This window comes from Nocardia sp. SSK8 (genome assembly GCF_037034205.1).
In the GTDB taxonomy this organism is placed as follows: domain Bacteria; phylum Actinomycetota; class Actinomycetes; order Mycobacteriales; family Mycobacteriaceae; genus Nocardia.
On the sequence record NZ_JBAGKD010000007.1, the window covers coordinates 105,541 to 126,789 of the forward strand.

General features: G+C 71.8%; 13 protein-coding genes and 2 pseudogenes. 7 read left to right on the forward strand and 8 right to left on the reverse strand.

What is annotated here, in order from left to right:
• Positions 1-75: 75 nt before the first annotated feature.
• From WA675_RS15465 to WA675_RS15470, 3 genes and pseudogenes are all read left to right on the forward strand, one after another.
• Positions 76-4,002 (forward strand): annotated as a pseudogene (locus WA675_RS15465) (Lhr family ATP-dependent helicase); the annotation flags it as partial.
• A gap of 561 nt (positions 4,003-4,563) precedes the next feature.
• A pseudogene (locus WA675_RS27395) lies at positions 4,564-5,184 on the forward strand (Lhr family helicase); the annotation flags it as partial.
• A 4-nt stretch (positions 5,185-5,188) separates the two neighbouring features.
• Entirely contained in the window at positions 5,189-5,971 is a 783-nt protein-coding gene (locus WA675_RS15470) for an Fpg/Nei family DNA glycosylase (protein WP_336085127.1), read from the forward strand.
• Between the two features lie 98 nt (positions 5,972-6,069).
• On the opposite strand, the gene glpD is transcribed toward WA675_RS15470, so the two are convergent.
• Complete coding sequence (glpD, locus tag WA675_RS15475) at positions 6,070-7,860, reverse strand: glycerol-3-phosphate dehydrogenase (protein WP_336085128.1); 1,791 nt, start codon at positions 7,858-7,860, stop codon at positions 6,070-6,072.
• Positions 7,861-8,087: 227 nt separating this feature from the next.
• Here glpD and glpK point away from each other — a divergent pair, with 227 nt between their 5' ends.
• The gene (glpK, locus tag WA675_RS15480; RefSeq protein ID WP_336085129.1) at positions 8,088-9,584 is read left to right on the forward strand and encodes a glycerol kinase GlpK; all 1,497 of its coding nucleotides are present in this window, start codon (positions 8,088-8,090) and stop codon (positions 9,582-9,584) included.
• Positions 9,585-9,591: 7 nt separating this feature from the next.
• On the opposite strand, the gene WA675_RS15485 is transcribed toward glpK, so the two are convergent.
• The 4 genes from WA675_RS15485 to WA675_RS15500 all read right to left on the reverse strand — a co-directional run bounded on the left by WA675_RS15485 (position 9,592) and on the right by WA675_RS15500 (position 14,872).
• Positions 9,592-10,767: an aminotransferase-like domain-containing protein gene (locus WA675_RS15485; protein ID WP_336085130.1), complete on the reverse strand. Its 1,176-nt coding sequence runs from the start codon at positions 10,765-10,767 to the stop codon at positions 9,592-9,594.
• A 91-nt stretch (positions 10,768-10,858) separates the two neighbouring features.
• Positions 10,859-12,112, reverse strand: a complete 1,254-nt coding sequence (locus WA675_RS15490) for a hypothetical protein (RefSeq protein ID WP_336085131.1) — start codon at positions 12,110-12,112, stop codon at positions 10,859-10,861.
• Positions 12,113-12,184: 72 nt separating this feature from the next.
• Complete coding sequence (locus WA675_RS15495; RefSeq protein ID WP_336085132.1) at positions 12,185-13,078, reverse strand: hypothetical protein; 894 nt, start codon at positions 13,076-13,078, stop codon at positions 12,185-12,187.
• A 393-nt stretch (positions 13,079-13,471) separates the two neighbouring features.
• Positions 13,472-14,872 (reverse strand): NAD(P)H-quinone dehydrogenase, encoded by a 1,401-nt coding sequence (locus tag WA675_RS15500; RefSeq protein WP_336085133.1) that lies wholly within the window; start codon positions 14,870-14,872, stop codon positions 13,472-13,474.
• A gap of 200 nt (positions 14,873-15,072) precedes the next feature.
• Between WA675_RS15500 and WA675_RS15505 the strand changes: the two genes are divergently transcribed.
• The gene (locus WA675_RS15505) at positions 15,073-15,534 is read left to right on the forward strand and encodes a gamma-glutamylcyclotransferase (RefSeq protein WP_336085135.1); all 462 of its coding nucleotides are present in this window, start codon (positions 15,073-15,075) and stop codon (positions 15,532-15,534) included.
• 7 nt (positions 15,535-15,541) lie between these two features.
• Here the strand turns inward: WA675_RS15505 and WA675_RS15510 are convergent, their stop codons facing one another.
• The 3 genes from WA675_RS15510 to WA675_RS15520 form a co-directional block, all read right to left on the reverse strand.
• Entirely contained in the window at positions 15,542-16,729 is a 1,188-nt protein-coding gene (locus tag WA675_RS15510) for a M20 family metallopeptidase (RefSeq protein WP_442945639.1), read from the reverse strand.
• Positions 16,730-16,830: 101 nt separating this feature from the next.
• Positions 16,831-18,033: a M20 family metallopeptidase gene (locus WA675_RS15515; protein ID WP_336085136.1), complete on the reverse strand. Its 1,203-nt coding sequence runs from the start codon at positions 18,031-18,033 to the stop codon at positions 16,831-16,833.
• A gap of 50 nt (positions 18,034-18,083) precedes the next feature.
• Positions 18,084-18,785 (reverse strand): enoyl-CoA hydratase-related protein, encoded by a 702-nt coding sequence (locus WA675_RS15520; RefSeq protein ID WP_336085137.1) that lies wholly within the window; start codon positions 18,783-18,785, stop codon positions 18,084-18,086.
• A 95-nt stretch (positions 18,786-18,880) separates the two neighbouring features.
• Between WA675_RS15520 and WA675_RS15525 the strand changes: the two genes are divergently transcribed.
• Complete coding sequence (locus tag WA675_RS15525; RefSeq protein WP_336085138.1) at positions 18,881-19,660, forward strand: purine-nucleoside phosphorylase; 780 nt, start codon at positions 18,881-18,883, stop codon at positions 19,658-19,660.
• Complete coding sequence (locus WA675_RS15530) at positions 19,661-21,238, forward strand: phospho-sugar mutase (RefSeq protein WP_336085140.1); 1,578 nt, start codon at positions 19,661-19,663, stop codon at positions 21,236-21,238.
• Positions 21,239-21,249 lie beyond the last annotated feature (11 nt).

Here is a 21,249-nt window from a genome sequence, read left to right on the forward strand (position 1 = left end):
CCGCCGGGCGGCGTCGGTGACCAGCGCTTTCCCGGTTCACCGGATCTGTCGGTGGGCCGGTGCACACTGGAACCCATGGATCGCTTCTCCCCCGCCACCGCGCAGTGGTTCGACGGCGCCTTCGCCGGGCCCACCGCCGCGCAGCTTGGTGCGTGGAAAGCGATCGCCGACGGCGAGAACACGCTGGTCGTCGCGCCGACCGGGTCGGGTAAGACGCTGTCGGCGTTCCTGTGGGCGATCGATCAGCTGGCCACCCGCGAGCCGCCCGAGACGCCGGGTACCTCCGTGCTCTACGTGTCGCCGCTGAAGGCCCTGGCGGTCGATGTGGAACGCAATCTGCGGGCGCCGCTGGTGGGTGTCACCCAGACGGCCAAGCGGCTCGGGCTGGCGCCGCCGGAGATCTCGGTCGGCGTGCGCTCCGGTGACACCACCCCCGCCCAGCGCCGGGCCATGCAGCGCACCCCACCGGACATCCTCATCACCACGCCCGAGTCGCTGTTCCTGCTGCTCACCTCGGCCGCGCGGGAGACCCTCGCCCGGGTGCACACGGTGATCGTCGACGAGGTGCACGCCATCGCGGGCACCAAGCGCGGCGCGCATCTGGCGCTGTCGCTGGCCCGGCTCGACCAGCTCACCGAGCGTCCGGCCCAGCGCATCGGCCTGTCGGCGACGGTGCGCCCGGCCGAGGAGGTCGGGCGCTTCCTGGTGGGCTCGGCGCCGATCACCCTCGTGCGCCCGCCCGCGCCGAAGACCTTCGACCTGTCGGTGCGGGTCCCGGTCGCGGATATGACCGCGCCCGAGGAGTCGGATCAGCCCGGGTCCATCTGGCCGCATGTCGACGAGGCCATCGTCGACCTGGTGCTCGAGCACCGGTCCTCGATCGTGTTCGCGAACTCGCGGCGGCTGGCCGAGCGGCTGACCGCCCGGCTCAACGAGGCCTACGCGGCGCGGCTGGGTGAACCGGTGGACACCGAGCACGCGCCGCCCGCCCAGCTGGGGCCGTCCACCGAGGTGATCCACGGTGCCGACCAACTGCTGGCCCGCGCCCATCACGGGTCGGTCAGCAAGGAGCAGCGCGCGATCATCGAAGACGATCTCAAGAGCGGGCGGCTGCGGTGCGTGGTGGCCACCAGCAGTCTCGAACTCGGGATCGATATGGGCGCGGTGGACTTGGTGGTGCAGGTGGAGGCGCCGCCGTCGGTGGCCAGTGGGTTGCAGCGGGTGGGGCGGGCCGGGCATCAGGTGGGCGAGGTGTCGCGGGGGGTGCTGTTCCCCAAGCACCGCACCGATGTCATCCACTGCACCGTCGCCGCCCAGCGCATGCTCTCCGGCGAGATCGAGCTGCTGCAGATCCCCGCGCATCCGCTCGACATCCTGGCCCAGCAGACCGTCGCGGCCTGCGCGCTGGAACCCCTGGACGTGGACGGCTGGTTCGACACCGTCCGCGCCACCGGCAGTTACGCCGCCCTGCCCCGCTCGGCCTACGAGTCCGTGCTCGACCTGCTGGCCGGGCGCTACCCCTCCGACGAGTTCGCCGAGCTGCGCCCACGCGTGGTGTGGGATCGCGACGCGGGCACCCTCACCGGCCGTCCCGGCGCCCAGCGCCTGGCCGTCACCTCCGGGGGCGCCATCCCCGACCGGGGGATGTTCGCGGTGTTCATGGTGGGCGAGAAGGCCTCGCGGGTAGGCGAACTCGACGAGGAGATGGTCTACGAGTCGCGCGTCGGCGATGTGTTCGCCCTCGGGGCCACCAGCTGGCGGATCGAAGAGATCACCTTCGACCGGGTGCTGGTCTCCCCCGCCTTCGGACTGCCCGGACGGTTGCCGTTCTGGCACGGTGACGGATTGGGCCGTCCGGCCGAATTGGGCGCGGCGCTGGGGGAATTCGTGCGGTCGGCGGGTCAGGTGCCCGACGATGAGCTGACCCGGATCGTGGCGGGGATGGGGGCCGATGGGGCAGCGGACGCTACCGATGCGCGGCTCCTGGGCTCGGCGGATGAGCACCGGTCGGCGGCGGGTGGGCCAGCGGGTGGCGCGTCGGAAAGCTACGGGCCGGAAGGCGACGGGCCAGGGGGCAGCGGGCCAGCAGATCGCGGGCCACGGGGCGACGGCAAGGCGGCGGGCGGCGGGCAGTCGCGGCGACGGGATCGCGCGGGCACGAAGGCGTCGGCCGAACTCGGCAAACCGGCATCGCGGCTGGATCGGATGGTGCGGACTGCCGGTCTGGATCAGAACGCGACCGCGAATCTCGTTGCGCTGCTGGCCGAACAGCGGGCGGCGACCGGGCAGTTGCCGACCGATCGGACCCTGGTGGTCGAGCGGTTCCGGGACGAGCTCGGGGACTGGCGGCTGGTGCTGCATTCGCCGTTCGGTACGCCGGTGCACGCGCCGTGGGCGCTGGCGGTGGGCGCGCGGCTACAGGAGCGGTTCGGGGTGGATGCCGCGCCGACGGCCTCCGACGACGGGATCGTGGTGCGCCTGCCCGACACCACCGACGAACCGCCCGGTGCGGAGCTGTTCGTCTTCGAGCCCGACGAGATCGATGACATTGTCACCGAGCAGGTCGGCGGCTCGGCCCTGTTCGCCTCCCGTTTCCGGGAGTGCGCGGCCCGGGCGCTGCTGCTGCCGCGCCGCGATCCCGGCAAGCGCGCCCCGCTATGGCAGCAGCGGCAGCGCTCGGCCCAATTGCTCGATGTGGCACGCAAATTCCCGCAGTTCCCGATCCTGCTGGAGACCGTGCGCGAATGCCTGCGCGACGTCTACGACCTGCCCTCGCTGCGCGATCTGCTCACCAAACTGGCCCGCCGCGAGATCCGCCTCATCGATGTCGAGACCGCCACCCCCTCCCCCTTCGCCAACGCGCTGCTGTTCTCCTACATCGGCCAGTTCCTCTACGACGGCGACAGCCCGCTGGCCGAACGCCGCGCCGCCGCCCTCGCCCTGGACTCCAGCCTGCTCGCCGAACTCCTCGGCCGGGTGGAACTCCGCGAACTCCTCGACCCCGCCGTCCTCGCCCTCACCGAACGCGAACTCCAGCGCCTCACCCCCGAACGCCGAGCCCGCGACCCCGAAGGCCTCGCCGACCTCCTCCGCCTCCTCGGCCCCCTCACCCCCACCGAAGCCGCCGCCCGTTGCGTCCCCCACTCCGGAAGGACCGGCCAGGCCACCGACGACGCCGCATCGGGGCCCGACGAGGAGCTCGGTCAGGCCGCCGCCCGCAGCATCGACGCCGACCGGGCCGACGAGCCCGCTCTGGCGATGCCTGCCGATTCCGACGCGCCCGCGTGGTTCGCGGAGTTGCGGGATTCCCGGCGGGCGCTGGAGGTTTCGTTCGCGGGGCGGGCGTGGTGGGTGGCGATCGAGGACGCGGCCCGGTTGCGGGACGCGCTCGGGGTGCCGTTGCCGATCGGGGTGCCGCAGGCGTTCATCGAGCCGGTGCCCGATCCGCTCGGTGATCTCGTTGGCCGCTACGCCCGCACGCACGCGCCGTTCACCACCGCCGATGTGGCCGCCCGATTCGGGCTCGGCCTGGCGGTGGCGAGCACCGCCCTGCACCGGCTGCTGGCCGAGAAACGGGTGGTGGAAGGCGAATTCACCCCCATCGCCGCGGGCACCGAATGGTGCGACGCCCAGATCCTGCGGCGGCTGCGCCGCCGCTCCCTCGCCGCGGCCCGGCACGAGGTGGAGCCCGTCGCCACCGCCGCCTTCGCTCGCTTCCTCCCCGCCTGGCAGCACGTCGGCTCCGGCGAACTGCGCGGCATCGATGGCGTGGCGACCGTGGTCGAACAGCTCGCGGGCGTCCCGATCCCCGCCTCCGCCTGGGAATCCCTCATCCTCCCGATGCGCGTGCGCGACTACACCCCCGCCTACCTCGACGAACTCATGGCCACCGGCGAGGTCATCTGGTCCGGACACGGCGCCATCACCGCCCGCGACGGCTGGATCGCCCTCCACCTCGCCGACCAGGCCCCCTTCACCCTCCCCCCACCCGACGACATCGACCCCACCGACACCCAACTCGGCCTCCTGGCCGCCATGGGCGCCCACCTGGAACCCCGCCCCCACACCACCCAACCCGTCGTCGACCTCGACGGTCCCGCGCCCAGCCAGACATCGGGCGACAAGGGTCCCGCTGGTCCCGGGACGCGCGCTTCCCGACGGGAGGCCGACCCGGGACCCACCGGCGTCCGCCCGCAGCCCGGTGCTGGGTCCGGTGATTCCGGCATCAGCGGGGAGGAGCCGCTTCGGCTGCCGCCCACGTTGCGCGGGGGTGGCGCCTACTTCTTCCGGCAGCTGTCCGATGCCACCGGCCTGCTCGACGACAAAGCTGTCGGTGACGCGCTCTGGCAGCTGGTCTGGGCCGGGTATGTCTCCGGCGATACGTTCGCGCCCGTGCGTGCCCTGCTGTCCGGGACCGCGCGCTCCACCACCGCGCATCGCACCCCACGCCGGGCCCCACGCGGACGCGCCTATCTGCCACGCGCCTCGATGCCGACCCGTTCGGGGCCGCCCACGCTGGCCGGGCGCTGGTCGATCCTGCCGGAACGCGTGCAGGACAACACTGTTCGCGCGCACGCCACCGCCGATCAGCTGCTCGAACGGTACGGCGTGCTCACCCGTGGTTCGGTCATGAACGAGGGGGTGCCCGGCGGTTTCGCGCTGATGTACCGGGTGCTCACCGAATTCGAGGACCGGGGGCGCTGCCGTCGCGGCTACTTCGTCGACACCCTCGGTGGCGCGCAGTTCTCCACCACCGACACCGTGGATCGCCTGCGATCCTTCGACACCGATCGCACCGTCACCCGCGCCGAGGTCGCCCTGGCACTGGCGGCCTGTGACCCCGCGAATCCGTATGGTGCGGCGCTGCCGTGGCCCAAGGGCGAGGGCGACGGTGGGCACCGGCCGGGGCGCAAGGCGGGGGCGCTGGTGGTGCTGGTCGGGGGCGAACTCGTGCTGTATCTCGAACGCGGCGGGAAGACCCTGCTCACCTTCACCGAGGACCCCGGTCTGCGCCGGGCGGGCGCCATGGCGCTGGCCGGGCTGGTGCACGATCGGCGGGTGGAGTCGCTGGTGATCGACAAGGTGAACGGGGACACCGTGCACGGCAACACCTTCGCCGACTTCCTGGTCGAAGCCGGTTTCGCGGTCACCCCGCGCGGTTTGCGGCTGCGCGGGCAGGTGTAGCCGGATGCCCGAGGGCGACACCGTCTTCCGCACGGCCGAGCGCCTGCGTGCGGTTCTCGCGGGAACCACGCTGACCCGCAGCGACTTCCGGGTACCCCGGTTCGCGACCGTCGATCTGGTCGGGGAACTGGTCACCGAGGTCGGCAGTTACGGCAAGCACCTGTTCATCCGCACCGACCGGGCGAGCATCCACAGCCACCTCAAGATGGAGGGCGAGTGGCGGGTGTTCCACTGCGGGCAGCGCTGGACCAAACCCCGCGTCACCGCCCGCGCGGTGCTGGCCAACGACGAGGTCGAGGCGGTCGGCTTCTCCCTCGGCACCCTCCAGGTGCTCCCCCGCGCCGAAGAGCACACCGTCATCGACCATCTCGGCCCCGACCTGCTCGGCGAGAACTGGGACCCCGCCGAGGCCCTGCGCCGCCTCACCGAATACCCGCGACGCCCCATCGGTCTCGCCCTGCTCGACCAGCGCAACCTCGCCGGCATCGGCAACATCTACCGCAGCGAGATCTGCTTCCTGCGCCGCGTCCACCCCGCCACCCCCGTCGCCGACATTCCCGACCTCCCCGCCCTCGTCGACGAATCCCACCGCGTCCTCACCAAGGCCGCCCACCAGCCCCCCTGGCGCCCCATGGTCTATGGCCGCGCCCGCCGCCCCTGCCCCCGCTGCGGCACCACCATCGTCTCCCGCCTCCTCGGCGAAGACGACCCCGCCGACCGCATCACCCAGCGCGAACGCGGCATCTACTTCTGCCCCCGCTGCCAACCCGACCCCGCCCCGAGGTGAGCCCACCCACTTCCGCACCGCCCGCCCATCGAGCTCACCGGCGGAATCACACCGACAACCTGCCGCCGGACCAGTCCGAACCGGCCCGGTGCAAGCTCTCACCGATCCTGCGGCACCGGTTCCAGCAGCTGCGGCCGTGGCTCCGGTGCCGCCGCCCGCAGCGCGTCGGCGGAGATGTCGTCGGGCTGGGTCTGCGACTCGATCTCCGCGCGGACCCGCGCCTGGTAGGTGGTCACCTCGCGGTCGACATCGTCGGTGTCCCAGCCGAGGATCGGCGCGACCAGGTGGGCGACCTGTTCGGCGCAGTGCGCACCCCGGTCCGGGTATTCGATCGAGATGCGGGTGCGGCGGGCCAGGATGTCGTCGAGGTGCAGGGCGCATTCGGCGGCGGCCGCGTAGACCGCTTCGACCTGGAGGTAGGACGGGGCGTCGGTGATCGGTTGCAGCAGTTCGGGTTTGCCCGCCGCGTAGGCGAGGACCTCGTCGACCAGGGAGCCGTAGCGGTCGAGCAGGTGGGTCATCCGGTAGGGGTGGATGCCGTACTGCTCGGCGAGCTGCACGGTCTGGTTGACCAGCGCGAAGTAGCCATCGGCGCCGAGCAGCGCCACCTTCTCGGTGATGGACGGGGAGACGCGGGCCGGAATGTCCTGGGCCGCTTCGTCCATCGCGTCGGCGGCCATCACCCGGTAGGTGGTGTACTTGCCGCCCGCGATACTCACCAGGCCGGGCGCGACCCGGGCGACGGCGTGCTCGCGCGAGAGCTTGGAGGTCTCGTCGCTCTCCCCGGCCAGCAGCGGCCGCAGCCCCGCGTAGACGCCGTCGATATCGGCGTGGGTGAGCGGGGTGACCAGCACGTCGTTGACCCGGGTGAGCAGATAGTCGATATCGGCCTTGGTGGCGGCCGGATGCGCGAGGTCCAGATTCCAGTCGGTGTCGGTGGTGCCGATGATCCAGTGCGTGCCCCACGGGATGACGAACAGCACCGAGGTGGCGGTGCGCAGGATGATCGCCGCGTCGCTGACGATCCGGTCGCGCGGCACCACGATGTGCACGCCCTTGGACGCTCGCACATGGAATCGCCCGCGTTGATGCGACAGGCCCTGTACCTCGTCGGTCCACACGCCGGTCGCGTTGATCACCACATTGGCCCGCGCCTCGCCGGTGCGGCCGTCCTCGGTGTCGCGCAGCTTCACCCCGACCACCCGGTCGGCCTCGCGTAAGAGCCCGACGACCTGGGTGGAGGTGCGGATGACCGCGCCGTAGTGCGCGGCGGTGCGGGCCACGGTCATGGTGTGGCGGGCGTCGTCGACGACGGTGTCGTAGTAGGTGACTCCGCCGATCATCGAGTCCCGGCGCAGGCCCGGCGCCAGCCGCATGGCGCCGTGCCGAGTCAGATGATGCTGTCCCGGAACAGATTTCGCGCCGCCCATGGTGTCGTAGAGGGTGAGCCCGGCGGCCACATAGGGCCGCTCCCAGACGCGGTGGGTGAGCGGGTAGAGGAAGCGCAGCGGCTTGACCAGGTGCGGCGCCAGCGTCGACAGGGCCAGCTCGCGTTCCTTCAGCGCCTCCCGGACCAGCCCGAATTCGAGCTGCTCCAGATAGCGCAGGCCGCCGTGGAACATCTTCGACGACCGGCTCGAGGTGCCCGAGGCCAGATCGCGCGCCTCGACCAGCGCCACCGACAGTCCACGGGTCGCCGCGTCCAGCGCGATCCCCGCGCCGACCACGCCACCACCGATGACCAGCACGTCGAACTGTTCTTTGCCCAGCCGCTCCCAGGCCGTGCGGCGATGCTCCGGGCCGAGCTGCCCCGGGCCCCGCCGGTCGCGTTTCGCGCCCGCCACCAATTCGCCGGGATGCAGGAACGGGAACTCGGGTGTCTGCGCCATGCTCGACTCCTCGCCGCCGGCCGGGGGCCGGTTCCAGTCGACAGTGTGGGTGCACGACGCGGTCGGGCGCCGCTGGGTACAGGCTAAACGTAGCGCCCGACAGGCTCCGAACCCGGCAGCGGCGGGGGGCCCGCGTCGTCTCGGCGAGCGCGCGGCCGGACCGGTGCGCGTGGCCGGGGTCGCCGCGGTCCGCCACCGCGACGGGCCCGGTTGGGTAACCTGCGGGGATGCGTCGCTATGTGGCCGCCATCGATCAGGGCACGACTTCGAGTCGGTGCATCGTCTTCGACCGGCAGGGCCGGATCGTGGGCACCGCGCAGCGGGAGCACCGCCAGATCTTCCCGAAACCCGGTTGGGTGGAACATGATCCGGCCGAGGTGTGGCGCAATACCGAGTGGGTGCTCGGCGCGGCGCTGGGCAACAGCGGCTGTTCGGCCGGTGATCTGGCCGCCATCGGCATCACCAATCAGCGCGAGACCACGGTGGTCTGGGACCGGGCGACCGGCGAGCCGGTGTACAACGCCATCGTCTGGCAGGACACCCGCACCGACCAGCTGTGCACCGAACTGGCCGGTGCGCAGGGCCCGCAACGCTATGCCGAGCGCACCGGGCTGCCGCTGTCGACCTATTTCGCCGGGCCGAAGCTGCGCTGGATTCTCGACAATGTCGAGGGTGTGCGCGCCCGCGCCGAGGCCGGTGACCTGTGCTTCGGCACCATGGACAGCTGGGTGCTGTGGAAACTCACCGGCGAGCACCTCACCGATGTCACCAATGCGTCGCGGACCATGCTGATGGACCTGCGCACCCTGCGGTGGGACGGGCAGATCTGCGCCGAGTTCGGCATCCCCATGTCTCTACTCCCGCAGATCCGCAGCTCCTCGGAGGTCTACGCGGAGATCACCGCCGGGCCGTTCGCCGGGGCACCGGTGGCGGGCATCCTCGGCGATCAGCAGGCGGCTACCTTCGGTCAGGCGTGCCTGTCGCCCGGCGAAGCCAAGAACACCTACGGCACCGGCAATTTCATGCTGCTCAATACCGGGACAACGCCGGTGATCAGCAAGCACGGGTTGCTCACCACGGCCTGCTATCAGCTCGGCGACCAGCCCGCCGTCTACGCGCTGGAGGGGTCGATCGCCGTCACCGGCTCGCTGGTGCAGTGGCTGCGCGACAACCTGGGCATCATCGGCTCGGCCGAGGAGGTGGAACCGCTGGCCCGCAGCGTCGAGGACAACGGCGGCGCCTACTTCGTGCCCGCCTTCTCCGGCCTGTTCGCCCCGCGCTGGCGTCCCGACGCGCGCGGCGTGATCGCCGGGCTGACCCGCTTCGTCACCAAGGCCCACCTGGCCAGGGCAGCCCTGGAATCCACCGCCTTCCAGACCCGCGAGGTGGTCGACGCCATGCGCGCCGACGCCGCCGCCCAGCAGCTCGACCTGGAACTGACCACCCTCAAGGTCGACGGCGGCATGACCGGCAACGACCTGCTCATGCAGTTCCAGTCCGACATCCTCGACGTCCCCGTCGTCCGCCCGGTCGTCCGCGAGACCACGGCCCTGGGCGCCGCCTACGCCGCGGGCCTGGCCGTCGGCTACTGGACCGGCCTCGACGACCTCCGCGCCAACTGGACCGCCGACCACACCTGGACCCCCACCATGCCCGACCCCGAACGCACCCAGCGCTACGCGGAATGGAACAAGGCCGTCGAACGCACCTACAACTGGGCCTGACCGGCGCTCAGCCGACCGCCGGGGACAGGCGGGTGATGGCCTCGGTGAGGGTCGCTTCGTCGGCGGTGGTGAAGCACATGCGCATCGAGTGGCGGTAGGCGTCGGAGACGGCGAAGGCGGCGCCGGGGACGTAGGCCACACCGGCGTCCAGCGCGGCGGGGAGCAGGGTGGCGGTGTCGGTGCCGTCGGTGAAGTCGGCCCAGACGAACATGCCGCCGGTGGCGTCGGTGCAGTGGATCCGGTCGCCGAAGGCGGCGCGGGTGGCGGTGACCAGGGCGCGGGCGCGGGTGGCGTAGGTGGTGCGGACCGTGGTGATGTGGGCGGTGAGCCAGTCGGTGTCGGCGAGCAGGGTGGCCGCGATCCGATGGGTGAGGGCCGAGCCGCACAGGTCGGCGCCCTGCTTGAGCAGTTCCACGGCGCGGCAGACGCGGTCGGGGGCGGTCATCCAGCCCACGCGCAGGCTCGGCGCGAGGATCTTGGAGACGCTGGACAGGCGGATCACCTGCGGCGAGTAGGACGCGACGGGTGCGGGGGCGGGCCGGTCGAACCAGAGTTCGCCGTAGGGGTCGTCCTCGATCACCCAGAAGCCGTGCGCCTCGGAGAGTTCGGCCAGGCGCTGCCGCCGCGCGGGCGACAGCGTGACCCCGCCGGGGTTGTGGAAATTGGAGACGGTGTGCACCACGGCGGGCCGCTCCCCCGCGGCCAGCAGGTCCTCGAGGAGGTCCAGCCGCATCCCGTCACCGTCGAGCGGCACCGCGACGATGCGCGCACCGGCGGCCCGGAACACCTGCAGCGCACCGACATACGCGGGATCCTCCACGATCACCAGCGCGCCGGGATCGAGCAGCACCTCCGACAGCAGCGACAGCGCCTGCTGCGAACCGTGGGTGACGAACACGTCCTCGACCGGCACCGCGCGCCCGATCCGCGCCGACTCCCGCGCCGCGAGCACCTCGCGCAGCCCGGGCCAGCCAGGCGACTCGGTGTACTGCAGCACCGACGGGTCGCGCAGCGCCTCCTCGGCGGCGGCGGCGATCCGCTCGCGCGGCATGAGCGCCGCGTCGGGCAGCCCACCGGCCAGGCTGATCACCTCGGCCCGCGCGGTCAGCTTGAGCAGGTCACGGATGGCGGAGCTCTGCAAGCCGGACAGTTTGCCCGCCAGGGCGGGAGTGGTCAGCGACATGAAAACCTCCGGGTACGCCAAGGGACGCGATAGCCCACGATCGCATACGGCTGACCAGAGTATGAAATTATTGTCCCGATATATGGGATCGCTACCGGGTCAAGATGTGCTTGACCTGCCACTTCCCATCATTGTTAGTTGTGATAATCACCTGCGGGTAGGTGATCACCTCCCCGTCGGGATGCCATTCGCTCAGGTCGACGTCGAACACGCCGGGCGCCGTCTCGCGGATCTTCACGCAGTGCTTGGCACCGACCGGGATCTTGGTGTCGATCGCGCGCTGGAGCCGATCGGCCTGCGAGATGTCGCCGTCGGGCGAGGCGTAGTCACGCACCTTCGCGCCGGAACGATCGACATAGAAGGCGTACTGGAAACCGAGGATCGCGCGGGCACCCGAGGACGTGTCACCGGGACCGTTGCTCACCGTCACGGCGGGATCCGTGGACGCGGGGCATTCGAAGCCGGGGATCTGCACCGAGGTGGTCGGGGCCGCGGTGGGACCCGGTTCGTCGCCACCCCGCTTGACCAGGCCGATAACGGCCACCAGCGCCACCACGATCAGCACCGCCGCGACGGCACCGCCGATCAGCCACGGCACCCGCTTGTCGGTCTCCTTCTGCTCGGCGACCGGTGCGGTGGGCGTCTTCGGCGCGAGGCGGCGCGCGATCGGGTCGTCGGCCCAGGAGAGGCCGGGCTCGGCGGGCGGTTTGGGCACGCCACCGTCGTCGTCCGGGCTGTTCCACCAGGCCTTGTCCTCGTCCGGACGCTCCGGGGCGGGCGGCACGGCCCGCGTGGTCTCCGGCGCGGACATCCGGACCGTCTCCGGCGCGGGCGCGCGGACGATGTCGGCCTCGGGTTCCGGGCGCGAGGCGGGCCGGTCGCGGCGGATCACCTCGGTGAGCTCGCGGCCGGAGGCCACCGGCACCGAGTCGCCGAAGGGCGAACCGTCGCGCTGCGGCGGCGCGGGCGGCGGGGCGGCGACGGCGTCACCGAAGACCGAGATCGGCGCGGAACGTGGGCCACGGGGGGGCGCGGCGGGCGGCGGGGTACCGACCGGCGGACCGGGCGGCGTGACCGGTGACCCCGGCGGCACGACCGGCGGACCCGGCGGCGGCGCTACCGGTGGCGCACCCGAGACAGGCGCGCCGAACGGATTCGGCGCACCGGCGGGCGGCCCGAACGGACCAGGCGCCGCGGGCGGGGCGGCGGGCTGCCAGCCACGCTCGGGTAGCGCACCCGGCGCAGGCGGCGGCGTCGCGCCGATCGGCCCGCCGAAACCGGCGGACGCGTCGTCGAGCGGCGGTCCGAATTCCCCGAAATCGTTCTCGTCACCCTCGGTGCCCAAGACCAATCCTTTCCCCAGGACACACGTGTGGGGCGGTCGTCAGCCGACCGCCCCACACGTCGTAGGTGTGTGTCAGTACTGGAGCGAGCCACCCCACTGAGTGGTGACACCAGCGACGTTCACCGTCTGAAGCAGCTCCCCCGGCACCGGAAGTGTAGCCTTCGCGGCCGCTTCCATCGCGGCGGCGCCGCCCGGCTGCGCCTTGATCCAGTTCTCGACCGCCGCCTTGGCCAGGTTGGCCTGGGTGGTGTCGAGGACGGTCACGGTGGTGAAGTCGTCGCGGCCGTCGCCACCGTTGAAGGTGGTGACCTTGACCGAGTTCTCGCCGACGTACTCCACCGAGACACCGGCGTCACCGAAGCCGCCGCCGGGTGCGCGGTAGCCGATGGTGCCGACGTAGCCGTGCTCGTTGTTGTAGTGGTGCGTGTTGGCGAGCAGGCCGGGAACCAGGCCGTTGGCGTCGATGGTGGCGCCGACTTCCTGGTGCGGGCCCTCCATCTCGACGACCGGCGCGGCGGGCGCGTTCTCCAGACGCGGCGCCTGCCACGCGGGTTCCTGCGGCTCCTGGACCAGGGTCTCACGCGACTCGCCCTCGGACTCCTCGCCCGCGGTGCCCTCGTCGGAAGGCACGTTCGGCTGGGTCTGCGACGGCTGCGCGGGCGAGGTGGCGCCCGGCTGCGACGGCGTGGTGGTCTTCTCGTCGTCCTCGTCCGGGGTGGCGCCCGTCTCCGGGTGCACCGCGGGCTGGACCTGGTTGCCCTGACCGGGCACCGGCAGCGGCGCGACGCGCGGGGTGGTGACACCCGGCTGCGACGGCGTGACCTTGACCGGGGTGTCTTCCTCCGGCTCGCCCGGCTCGGGGCTGGTGACACCCGGCTGGGCCGGGGTCGGCTTGGTCTGACCCGGCTTGACCCTCTCCGGAGTCTCCTCGGCCCCTTCCTCGGGAGCCTCGTTCTCCGGCGTCACCTGGCTCTCTGTACCCGGCTGCGCAGGGGCCGGAGTGGCGGGCGTGGTCGGCTGGTCACTGGGGACCGCGCCGGCCGGCGCCGCAAGAAGGGTTGCCACGGCGGCCGCGGCGGCCAGGGGCAACGACGTGCTGGCCATCGCTCGCTGCGCCCGACTCGGCTTACGATGCTTCACTTTTCGCTAATCCCTTTCCCGGAGGGAATCCCCCATACTCCACCACGCGACCTGAACAGATCGCGCCTCGGCCGTGAGTCAACCACATGAGCGCGGGACAGGCAACGCGGCAGTAGGTTTCCCAGCGGGATGGATTCGGCCGACGAGGATCCTTGTCGAACAAGACAATTCGAAACGCGGCCGGGCAGTGACGCGTCTCACATACCCGACCGGTCGGTCTCAGTCCAGATCGTCGTGGCGCATCAGCAGGCGCCCGGCCTCGGTGACCGAACCGGTCAGCGAGGGATACACCGAGAAGGTCTGCGCGAGATCGGTGACGGTGAGATTGTTCTGCACCGCCAGCGCGATCGGCAGGATCAGCTCCGAGGCGATCGGCGCGACCACCACGCCGCCGATCACCACACCGGTCGCCGGACGGCAGAAGACCTTGACGAAACCGCGGCGCAGGCCCGACATCTTGGCCCGCGGATTGGTGTTCAGCGGCAGCATCACCGTGCGCGCGGGCACCTCACCGTTGTCGATGGCGGTCTGGCTGACGCCGACCGTCGCGATCTCGGGCCGGGTGAACACCGCCGAGGCCACGGTCTTGAGCCGGATCGGGCTCACGCCCTCGCCCAGCGCGTGATACATCGCGATGCGGCCCTGCATGGCCGCCACCGAGGCCAGCGGCAGCAGCCCGGTGCAGTCACCGGCGGCGTAGATGCCGGGCACCGAAGTGCGCGAAACCCGGTCCACGCGAAGGTATCCGCCGCGATCGAGTTCGATGCCGACCCGGTCCAGGCCCAGCGCGGCGGTGTTCGGGGTGGAACCCACGGTCATCAGCGCGTGCGAGCCGGTGACGGTGCGCCCGTCGGACAGCTTCACCACGATGCCCTCGGCGGTGCGCTCCACCGCGTCGGCGCGCGCGTGCTTGACCAGCTCCACCCCGCGCTCGGCCAGCGCCTCCTCGAGCACCAGGGCGGCGTCGGCGTCCTCGCCGGGCAGCACGCGGTCGCGGCTGGAGACCAGCTTCACCCGCACGCCCATCTCGGTGTAGGCGGAGACGAACTCGGCACCGGTGACGCCGGAACCGACCACCACCAGGGTCTCGGGCAGCTCGGTGAGGTCGTAGAGCTGGCGCCAGTTCAGGATGCGCTCGCCGTCGGGTTCGGCGCCGGGCAGCACGCGCGGGCTGGCGCCGGTGGCGATGAGCACCACCTCGGCCTCGAACTCCTCGGTGCTGCCGTCGGCGAGGGTGGCCCTGATCCGGTGCGCCGAACCGGCGGCGGGCCCGGTCAATTCGCCGCGACCGGCGAGCAGCCGCACGCCCGCGGCCTGGAGCTTGGCGCGGATATCGGAGGACTGGGCCAGCGCGAGCGCCTTGACCCGCCCGTTGACCTCGGGCAGGTGCACCTGGGCCTGGCTGGCGTCGATGGTGATGCCCAGATCGCGCGCGCGGCGCAGATCGGTGCGCAGGCCGGTCGAGGCGATGAAGGTCTTGGACGGCACGCAATCCCACAGCACACAGGCGCCACCGATGCCGTCGGCATCGACCAGGGTCACCGAGGCCCCGTGCTGAGCGGCCACCAGCGCCGCCTCGTATCCCGCCGGTCCGCCGCCGATGATCGCAATCCGTGCCACTGTCACGCTCCTGTATTCGCCTGAGACGGACTCACCCCTTGTGAGGGCCGCGTCCGTGGGTCCCCCCATCATTTCAGGTGCGCGGTGACGGACCCGGGTCGGCTCGGTGAACAAGTTCGGCGTGTTCGCCGGGTGTGACCGTCAGCCGATCTGGGTGGGAGACGGGAATTCCGCTGCTGTTATTGGCTACAGTTCCTCAGGTGCCGATCTATGCCGCTTACGGGTCCAACATGGACTCGACGCAGATGCTGGAACGCTGCCCGCATTCGCCCATGTCCGGGACCGGGTGGCTGGAAGGTTGGCGCCTGACCTTCGCCGGTGACGACATCGGCTGGGAAGGGCCGTTGGCCACCGTCGTCGAGGATCCGGCCTCCCGGGTGTTCGTCGTGCTCTACGACGTCTCCCCCGAGGACGAGGAGAGCCTGGACCGCTGGGAGGGCTCGGACTTCGGCATCCACAAGAAGATCCGGATCCGCGTCACCGGCACCCAGGGCGAATCCCGCCTGGCCTGGCTCTACGTCCTCGACGCCTACGAGGGCGGCCTGCCCTCGGCGCGCTACATCGGCGTGATCGCCGACGCGGCCGAAAAGGCGGGCGCCCCCGAGGACTACGTCCACGCCCTGCGCACCCGCAACAGCAAGAACGTCGGCCCAGGAGCGTAACCGCCGGTCAGGCTTGCAGGACGATGTTCGTCAGCGTCCGCACGCCCACGGCCAGCGCGCGCTCGTCGATGTCGAAGGTCGGCTGGTGCAGGTCGAGTTGTTCGCCGGTGCCGGACCAGACGCCCAGCCGGGCCATGGCACCCGGGGCTTCCTCCAGGTACCAGGAGAAGTCCTCGCCGCCGCCGGACTGGGGAGTGTCGGCCAGTGCGTCCGGGCCCAGCGCCAGGACGGCGTTCTCGAACATCAGTGCCGAGGTGGGGTCGTTGACCACCGGCGGCACGCCGCGCTTGTAGTTGAGCTGGTAGCGCACGCCGGTCGGGGCCAGCAGGCTGTCGATGATCTCGCGGACCAGCGGTTCGAGCAGCAGCCAGGTGGCGTGGTCGCCGGTGCGCACGGTGCCGGTGAGCATGCCGGTCTGCGGGATGGCGTTGGGCGCCTTGCCCGCGCTGACCGCGCCCCACACCATGATCGTGCTGGTGCGCGGGTCGACCCGGCGGCTCAGCAGCCCGGGCAGCCCGGTGATGACGGTGCCGATCGCGTAGACCAGATCGCTGGTCAGATGCGGGCGCGAGGTATGCCCGCCGGGCGAGTCGAGCACCAGCTCGACGGTGTCAGCGGCCGAGGTGATCGCCCCCGTGCGCAGCCCGACCTTGCCGACCTCGAGCCGGGGATCGCAGTGCAGCGCGAAGATCCGGTCCACCCCGTCCATGCCCCCGGCGGCGACGACGTCGAGCGCGCCGCCCGGCATCACCTCCTCGGCGGGCTGGAATACCAGCCGCACGCCGACCGGGAGATGCGCCTCGGCCTCGGCCAGCGCCAGCGCGGTGCCAAGCAGCACGGTGGTGTGCGCGTCGTGGCCGCAGGCGTGCGAGACGCCGGGCACGGTGGAGGCGAAGGTCAGGCCGGTGAACTCCTGCATCGGCAGCGCGTCCATATCGGCGCGCAGGGCGATGCGCGGGGCGTCGGTGGGGCCCAGATCGCAGAGCAGGCCGGTGCCGCCGGGCAGCGTCTGCCAGGTCAGTCCCGCCTTGCTCAGCCAGCCCGCGACGAATTCGGTGGTGGCGAACTCCGCGCGCGACAGCTCGGGGTTGGCGTGGATGTGTCTGCGCCATTGCACCAGGTCACCGGTGTGTTCGGCCAGCCACGCGTCGACGATCTCGGTTCCCGGCATCCCGTCTCGTTCGGCGTCCGGCATGGTCGGGACCACCGCGTGCGCGCGGGCCGCCGCGGGGGCGGTGACACCGAGCGCGAGTGCCTCGGCATCGGCGTGGGTGGTGCCCGGATGGCCGGAGATGCTCACCGAATGTCCTCCTGTCGTTCGACCAGAGTGTGCAACAACCTGTCCCTGTGTACTTCATCGCGTGCCGCCGCGACAGCGGTACGCGCCAGTGCGAGCGCGCCGTCGAGCACCGCGCGGTCGGCCGAGGCGTTCACCGCGGCGGCGGCGAACGCGGGCTGATGGGTCACCGCGCCGCCCGCGTCGATGCCGATCACCGGGTGGATACCGGGGACGACATTGGTGACGTTGCCCATGTCGGTGCTCCCGAGCGGCCGCAGCCCCTCCAGTTCGGGGGCGATCGGCAGCCGTCCCAGACCGGTGATCTGCGCGCGATACAGCTGCGAGAGCGCCGGATCCGGGGTGAGCTCGGTATAGGTGGGCGCGAGCGTCCGGATGTCGTGCGTGCAGCCGGTCGCCAGGGCGCCCGCCTCGAAGCACGCCTTGGCTCGGCGCATCAGGTCGTCGAGGGACGCGGCATCGGTCGCGCGGAGGTAGTAGAGCAGTTCCGCCCGTCCGGGCACGATGTTGGGGGCTACGCCGCCGTCGGCGACTATACCGTGCAGTTGCTGGCCCGGACGCAGATGCTGGCGCAGCAGCCCCAGCGCGACCTGGGTCAGCGTCACCGCGTCACCGGCGTTGCGGCCCAGTTCCGGCGCGGCGCTGGCGTGCGCTTCGCGGCCGTGGAAGGTGATGGCCAGGTCGGCAAGGGCCAGCGAGCGCGCGCCGACGATATCGCTGGGGCCGGGGTGCACCATGAGCGCCATGGCGATGTCGTCGAAGGCGCCCGCCTCCAGCATGAGCACCTTGCCGCCGCCGCTCTCCTCGGCCGGGGTGCCGAGCACGATCACGGTCAGGCCCAGCTCGTCGGCGACCTCGGCCAGGCCGAGCGCGGCGCCGACGGCGGTCGCGGCGATGATGTTGTGCCCACAGGCGTGCCCGATCTCGGGCAGCGCGTCGTATTCGGCGCACAGGCCGACGGTGAGCGGGCCGCTGCCGTAGACGGCGCGGAAGGCGGTCGGCAGCCCGGCCACGCCGGTGGTGACGGCGAAGCCGCGGGCGGTCAGCGGCTCGCGGATCTTGGCGACGCTGCGGGTCTCGGCGAAGGCCAGCTCCGGTTCGGCGTGGATCGCGTGCGAGAGCGCGATCAGCTCGTCGGAGGCCGCGCGGATCGCGGTGTCGGCCGCGGTGGCCGAGAATTCGCCGGTGCGCGAGGGTGCCATACCAACCAGTCTCGCATCAGTACTGGTTCCGGGCGCACCGGCGAGGCGGCTCAGTTGCCGAAGGGCAGGTTCTCCGGGGTGACCGGGGTGGCCAGCGCGGCGAGGGTCTCGGCGTGCAGATCGGCCTTGATGATCGGGGTGATCGGCTTGCGCAGGCTGGTCAGCGCGGCGGCGCGGGCGATCGCGGCCGCCAGCACCTCCTCGGCGTCGGCCTTGGCGTCGACGATGCCCGCGGCGATCGCCTCGTCGGCGGCGAAGCGGTGGCCGCTGGTCATCGCCTGCACGCACACCTGGTTGCTCAGACGGCCCTTGAGCAGGCCGTTCATGCCGACGGTGAAGGGCATGCCCAGGTGCACCTCGGGCAGCGACCAGAAGCCGCGGTCACCGCGCATCACCCGGAAGTCGTGCGAGGTGGCCAGCATGGCACCGGCGCCGAAGGCGTGGCCGTTGATGGCGGCGACGGTCGGCATCGGGAAGGTCAGCAGGCGGGTGTAGAGGGTGTGCACCCGGTCCAGGTAGCCGTGGATCTTGTCCAGGTTGCCGAAGACCCAGTCGGTGTCGAGGCCGTTGCTGTAGAACTTGCCGGTCGCGACGGTCACCAGCGCGGCCGGGCCCTCGGACGCCTCGACCTCGTCGAGGGCGGCGTGGAAGGCGTCGATCCAGCCCGGCGAGAAACGGTTCTCGTTGTCGGTCTCCCCCTCGTTCCCGAGGTACAGGACGAACACATCACCAGAGCGCTCCAAATACGGCATGCAGGGAAGAATAAACGCCGCTGGCAGCCACCCATTACTCGCGGGTAGCAAGCGCGGGGGCGACAGGGCGCGCCACCCGCCCATAGACTTCGTGCATGCTTGCCGAACAGGCCGCTCAGGCGATCGCCGAACGTACGGGAGTGCCACGTCATCGCGTGGCCGTGGTGCTGGGATCGGGGTGGCAGGAGGCGGCGGCCGAGATCGGCGTGCCGCGCGCCTCGATCGCCATGCCGGAGTTACCCGGTTTCGGCAAACCCAGCGCGCAGGGCCACGGCGGCATGGTGCATTCGATCCAGGTCGACGCCACCGACGTGCTGCTGCTGATGGGCCGCCAGCACCTCTACGAGGGCTACCCGCCCCAGCAGGTGGTGCACCCGGTCACCGCCGCGATCGCCGCGGGCGCCGAGATCGTGCTGCTCACCAATGCCGCGGGCGGGATCCGGCCGGGCCTGCGGGTGGGCGAGCCGGTGCTGATCGCCGATCACCTCAACCTCACCGCGCGCACCCCCCTCGAAGGCGCGCGCTTCGTCGACCTGGTCGACGCCTGGGACCCCGAGCTGCGCGCGCTGGCCAGGGAGATCGACCCGAGCCTCACCGACGGCGTCTACGCCGGGCTCACCGGCCCGCAGTACGAGACGCCCGCCGAGATCCGCATGCTGGCCACCGTCGGCGCCGATCTGGTCGGCATGTCGACGGTGCTGGAGGCGATCGAGGCGCGTTCGCGCGGGGCCCGGCTGCTGGGTATCTCGCTGGTCACCAATCTGGCGGCGGGTGTCACCGGCGAGCACCTCTCGCACGCGGAGGTGCTGGCCGAGGGCCAGGCGGCGGCGCCCCGGCTGGGCAAACTGCTGCGCGGAATCCTGGAGCGGGTGTAGATGCTGCGTTTCGGGACGGCGGGCCTGCGCGGACCGCTGCGCGACGGTCCGGACGGCATGAACGTGGAGACGGTCTCGCGGGCGACGGCCGGGCTGGCCGCCTGGCTGCGCGACCGCTGCCTCGGCGGCGGCGCGGTGGTCGTCGGGCGCGATGCCCGGCACGGCTCGGCCGAATTCGCCACGGCCACCGCCGAGATCTTCACGGCCGCGGGCTTTCCGGTGACGCTGCTCCCCGAACCGGTCCCCACCCCGGTGCTCGCCTTCGCGGTCCGCGAACTCGGCGCGGTGGCGGGCGTCCAGATCACCGCCTCCCACAATCCCCCCACCGACAACGGCTACAAGGTCTACCTCGACGGTGGATCCCAGCTCATCGCCCCCGCCGACACCGAGATCGAGCACCGCATCGAACAGGTCACCGGACCGATCGCCCGCGAGCCCGTCGCGGTGCCGGATGCCCGGCCGACCGCCCACGGGCCCGACGCGGTATCCGGCACCGGTCCGACCGCCGACCGGCCCGACGCGGTATCCGGCGCCGAGCTGGTCGAGCGCTATCTGGCCCGGGTCGCCACGGTGCCTCGGCGGCTCGGTGGTCCCGGCGAGCGGGCCGACGTGCGGATCGCGTTGACCGCGTTGCACGGCGTCGGCGGTGAGCTCGCGGTGCGTGCCCTGGCGGCGGCCGGGTTCACCGATGTGCACGTCGTCGAGGAGCAGTACGCCCCCGACCCCGACTTCCCCACGGTCGCCTTCCCCAACCCCGAGGAGCCCGGCGCCGCCGACCTGCTGCTGGCGCTGGCCGAGCGCGTTGACGCAGACCTGGCCATCGCCCTCGACCCCGACGCCGACCGCTGCGCCCTCGGCGTGCCAGGTCCCGACGGCTGGCGGATGCTGCGCGGCGACGAGACCGGCGTGCTACTGGCCGACTACGTCCTGCGCACCCGCCCCGCCGACCCGCTGGTGGCCACCACGCTGGTGTCCTCACGCATGCTGGCGAAGCTGGCGGCGGCGCGCTCGGCCCGCTACACCGAGACGCTGACCGGCTTCAAATGGCTGGCCAGGGCGGGCGAGGGGCTGGTCTACGCCTACGAGGAGGCCATCGGCCACTGCGTCGACCCGTCGGCCGTCCGCGACAAGGACGGCATCTCCGCCGCCGTCGCCGCGGCCGACCTGGTCGCCCTGCTCACCGCCGAGGAAGGCTCCCTGCTCGACGAACTCGACTCCTACGCCGTCGAATTCGGCCTGCACACCGGCGGCCAGGTCTCCCTGCGCCTGCCCGACCAGGCCGCCGCGGCCGCCCTCACCGCCGCATTGCGCGCCACCCCACCCAGCGAGATCGCGGGCACCCCGGTGAAATTCACCGACCAGTCCCAGATCCGCGGCCGCATGCGCACCGACGCGCTGATCTTCGAGGCCGACGACTTCCGCCTCGTCGTCCGTCCCTCCGGCACCGAACCCAAACTCAAGTGCTACCTGGAGGTCTTCACCCCGGTGCCCGGCCACGCCGCCCTGTCCCGGGCGCGCGCCGACGCGTCCGTCCGCCTGCACGCGCTCGCCGACTACTGCCGGTCCCTGGCGCCCTGACGACGCGCCCG

Coding starts and splice junctions, on each gene's coding strand:
- WA675_RS15470 (WP_336085127.1), top strand. CDS start 5,189: ATGCCCGAGGGCGACACCGTCTTCCGCACGGCCGAGCGCCTGCGTGCG.
- glpD (WP_336085128.1), bottom strand. CDS start 7,860: ATGGCGCAGACACCCGAGTTCCCGTTCCTGCATCCCGGCGAATTGGTG.
- glpK (WP_336085129.1), top strand. CDS start 8,088: ATGCGTCGCTATGTGGCCGCCATCGATCAGGGCACGACTTCGAGTCGG.
- WA675_RS15485 (WP_336085130.1), bottom strand. CDS start 10,767: ATGTCGCTGACCACTCCCGCCCTGGCGGGCAAACTGTCCGGCTTGCAG.
- WA675_RS15510 (WP_442945639.1), bottom strand. CDS start 16,729: ATGCCGGACGCCGAACGAGACGGGATGCCGGGAACCGAGATCGTCGAC.
- WA675_RS15515 (WP_336085136.1), bottom strand. CDS start 18,033: ATGGCACCCTCGCGCACCGGCGAATTCTCGGCCACCGCGGCCGACACC.
- WA675_RS15520 (WP_336085137.1), bottom strand. CDS start 18,785: ATGCCGTATTTGGAGCGCTCTGGTGATGTGTTCGTCCTGTACCTCGGG.
- WA675_RS15525 (WP_336085138.1), top strand. CDS start 18,881: ATGCTTGCCGAACAGGCCGCTCAGGCGATCGCCGAACGTACGGGAGTG.
- WA675_RS15530 (WP_336085140.1), top strand. CDS start 19,661: ATGCTGCGTTTCGGGACGGCGGGCCTGCGCGGACCGCTGCGCGACGGT.